Source organism: Neisseria mucosa (genome assembly GCF_003044445.1).
GTDB classification, from domain to species: Bacteria; Pseudomonadota; Gammaproteobacteria; order Burkholderiales; family Neisseriaceae; genus Neisseria; species Neisseria mucosa_A.
In genome coordinates this window covers 1-3,249 of the sequence record NZ_POWX01000038.1, presented here as the reverse complement: position 1 = coordinate 3,249, position 3,249 = coordinate 1, and the positions used below count along the sequence as shown (strand labels likewise).

Sequence of the window (3,249 nt, the reverse complement as noted above, 5' to 3'; positions counted from 1 at the left end):
AGAAGCTAACCGTCAAGACATTGATGCCAACAAAGCGGCAATCGCTGAAAATACTGCCAAACTTGAAGAGCAAAAAGAAGCTAACGAAGGCTTCAACAATGCGATCGCCAGCTTGGATAAAGACATCATTACTTTGAAAAAAGCAGATTTGGCTGCAGCTGATGCTTTGAAGGCTCACCGCACAGATATCGATGCCAACAAAGCAGCAATTGAGACCAAAGCTGATAAGACTGCTGTAGAAAGCGTAAGAACAATAGCTGTTGAAGCTCAAAAATCAGCTCAAGCGGCAAAAGGTGCTGTTGAAGTTGCCCAAAAATCTGCCGAAACTGCTGACAGCCACGCCAAAGCTGCACAAACCGCTGCTGCCAAAGCTCAAGAAAGTGCCGATACCAATGCGGTACAAATTGCAGCCAATACTAAGCAAATCGATACTAACAAAACCGATATTGCTGCATTGCAAACTGCAAATGGTCAACACGCTGCAGGTATTGCTAAAAACTCAGCACGCATCGACAGCTTGGACAAAAACGTAGCTAATCTGCGCAAAGAGACCCGCCAAGGTCTGGCTGCACAAGCAGCCCTCAGCGGTCTGTTCCAACCTTACAGCGTTGGTAAGTTTAACGTTACCGCTGCTTTGGGTGGTTTTAAATCTGACACCGCAGTTGCAGTGGGTGCAGGCTACCGCTTCAATGAAAACTTTGCAGCTAAAGCCGGTCTTGCAGTGGGTACCTCTTCAGGCGGCTCTGCATCTTACAACGTAGGTTTGAACTACGAATGGTAATATTCTTCGTAGAACTGACCTAAATTGACCCGCAGCTTCGGCTGCGGGTTTTTTATGCATTTAATCTTTGAAAGAAAAAATGCCCAAAGGTCGTCTGAAAACCCAACTCTGATTTTCAGACGACCTTTTCTCAAACCATTTCAACCGAAATGTTGACAATTTTTCACCCGATAACAAAGCGTTTTCAGTATAATACCGCCCGCAAATTTCCTTTTTTTTGAAAAGCATAAATCATGACTACTTCAAATCAAAATGTGCTGGAGCGTATATTCAATTTACGCGCAAACGGCACAAATGTGCGCACGGAGCTGATGGCAGGTCTGACCACCTTCCTCGCCATGTGTTACATCATCATCGTCAATCCGCTGATTCTCGGCGAAACGGGCATGGACATGGGCGCGGTATTCGTCGCCACTTGCATCGCTTCCGCCATCGGCTGCTTCGTGATGGGCTTCGTCGGCAACTATCCGATTGCGCTCGCGCCGGGCATGGGTTTGAACGCCTACTTTACTTTCGCCGTCGTCAAAGGCATGGGCGTGCCCTGGCAGGTGGCTTTGGGCGCGGTATTCGTTTCCGGCATCATTTTTATTTTATTCAGCTTTTTCAAGGTGCGCGAAATGCTGGTGAACGCGCTGCCTATGGGTTTGAAAATGTCGATTGCCGCCGGTATCGGGCTGTTTCTGTCGCTGATTGCGCTAAAAGGTTCCGGCATTATCGTTGCCAGCGACGCAACTTTGGTGAAACTAGGCGATATCCACCAACCTGCCGCACTCTTGGTATTGGCGGGCTTCGCCATGGTGGTGGCTTTGGGGCATTTCCGCGTCAAAGGGGCGATTATCCTGACCATTCTGACGATTACTGCCATTTCCACCCTGCTGGGCTTGAGCGAGTTTAAAGGCGTAATCGGCGAAATTCCGAGCATCGCGCCAACTTTCATGCAGATGGATTTCAACGGCCTATTTACCCTCAGCATGGTCAGCGTGATTTTCGTCTTCTTCCTGGTCGATTTGTTTGACTCCACCGGCACGTTGGTCGGCGTTTCCCACCGCGCAGGCCTGCTGGAAGACGGCAAACTGCCTCGTCTGAAGCGCGCCCTGTTCGCCGACTCGACCGCCATCGTCGCCGGCGCCGCCTTGGGTACGTCTTCAACCACGCCTTATGTCGAAAGCGCGGCAGGCGTTGCCGCAGGCGGTCGCACCGGTCTGACTGCCGTAACCGTCGGCGTATTGATGCTGGCGTGTCTGATTTTCTCACCGCTGGTGCAAAGCATCCCCGGTTTTGCCACAGCGCCTGCGCTGCTCTACGTTGGTGCGCAAATGCTGCGCAGCGCGCGTGAAATCGACTGGGACGACATGACCGAAGCCGCCCCCGCCTTCCTGACCATCGTGTTCATGCCGTTCACCTACTCGATTGCCGACGGCATCGCATTTGGTTTCATCAGCTACGCCGTAATCAAACTCTTGTGCAACCGCGTCAAAGACGTGCCGCCTATGGTGTGGATAGTTGCTGTATTGTGGGCGTTGAAATTCTGGTATTTAGGAGGCTAATGCTCCATTTGCAGAAAGGTCGTCTGAAAACAAGTTTTCAGACGACCTTTTATATATAATAATTAGTGGCTCAGGCTCTACTTAATTAATATTAGTTTAAATAGATGTACAAACCATTCAGTAATAACTGCACAAACCCTCTTAAAGCCGATATACGGAACAGTTTTTATCTGCACCAGAAAAATAGTTTTTCGTAACATCATCACAAGAACTAGCAGTACTCTCACAAATAAAAGTCGTTAGAGATTCATTAATCTTTATTACCCTAGGTTCTTTATTTTTATCCAATGCAACTGCCTTTAAAGTAAATTTCCCATCTAACGCGCCTCTAGCAAGCCCATGAGGATAAATACAAAAGTTTTCTAAACTCCGTGAGTTAGGCAAATCAGGCCACGCTGTAGAAGTTTTCTTGAAACTACCATTCTGCTGATAAAATCGTTCCATAAACTGAGCACTCTCAACAAGCGCTGCCAGAGCCTGACGCATTTCTGAGTCTCTAAGATATTTTTGATAACTTGGATAAGCTATTGCAGTTAAGATCCCAATTATTGCAATTACAAAGATTAATTGAGTAAGAGAATACCCTTTACAATTTTCTTTATTCATAATTTATTACCTATTGATAATTTCATCACCCAATTTCAATATATATCCTTTTGTATAAGAAACCTTTTGGGGTTACAACACTTACTTTCAGACTGACTAAGGTCTCCCATATTTTCTTCCAGGCAGAATACCAGCCTACATCTCAAATTCCTTCTCTTAATGCTCCCAGTTAATTTACTTTTGAACAACGTTTTTAGCTTTTGTGTTTGCAGGTGCGGGCGCGACGGTTGCTTCGGCCTTCAGTTTGGAGAAGATACCCTCGCCGATGCCTTTAACGTTTTTGAGCTCTTCCACCGATTTGAAGGCACCATGCTG

3 protein-coding genes and 1 pseudogene are annotated in these 3,249 nt (G+C 47.0%); 2 read left to right on the top strand and 2 right to left on the bottom strand.

Annotated features, from left to right (window positions below):
* The coding region (locus tag DBY90_RS12390; RefSeq protein WP_199904722.1) for a YadA C-terminal domain-containing protein at positions 1–781 on the top strand (781 nt) is incomplete at its 5' end.
* 233 nt (positions 782–1,014) lie between these two features.
* Positions 1,015–2,328, top strand: a complete 1,314-nt coding sequence (locus tag DBY90_RS12385) for an NCS2 family permease (RefSeq protein ID WP_070492491.1) — start codon at positions 1,015–1,017, stop codon at positions 2,326–2,328.
* 141 nt (positions 2,329–2,469) lie between these two features.
* Here DBY90_RS12385 and DBY90_RS12380 read toward each other — a convergent pair whose 3' ends face one another.
* Both DBY90_RS12380 and DBY90_RS12375 read right to left on the bottom strand, forming a co-directional pair.
* On the bottom strand, positions 2,470–2,934 hold the full coding sequence (locus tag DBY90_RS12380; protein ID WP_003743777.1) for a type IV pilin protein: 465 nt from the start codon (positions 2,932–2,934) through the stop codon (positions 2,470–2,472).
* 174 nt (positions 2,935–3,108) lie between these two features.
* Positions 3,109–3,249: pseudogene (locus DBY90_RS12375) on the bottom strand (helix-hairpin-helix domain-containing protein); the annotation flags it as partial.

What these genes read in the sequence shown, in the direction of transcription:
- DBY90_RS12385 (WP_070492491.1), top strand. Translation starts at nt 1,015, where the DNA reads ATGACTACTTCAAATCAAAATGTGCTGGAGCGTATATTCAATTTACGC.
- DBY90_RS12380 (WP_003743777.1), bottom strand. Translation starts at nt 2,934, where the DNA reads ATGAATAAAGAAAATTGTAAAGGGTATTCTCTTACTCAATTAATCTTT.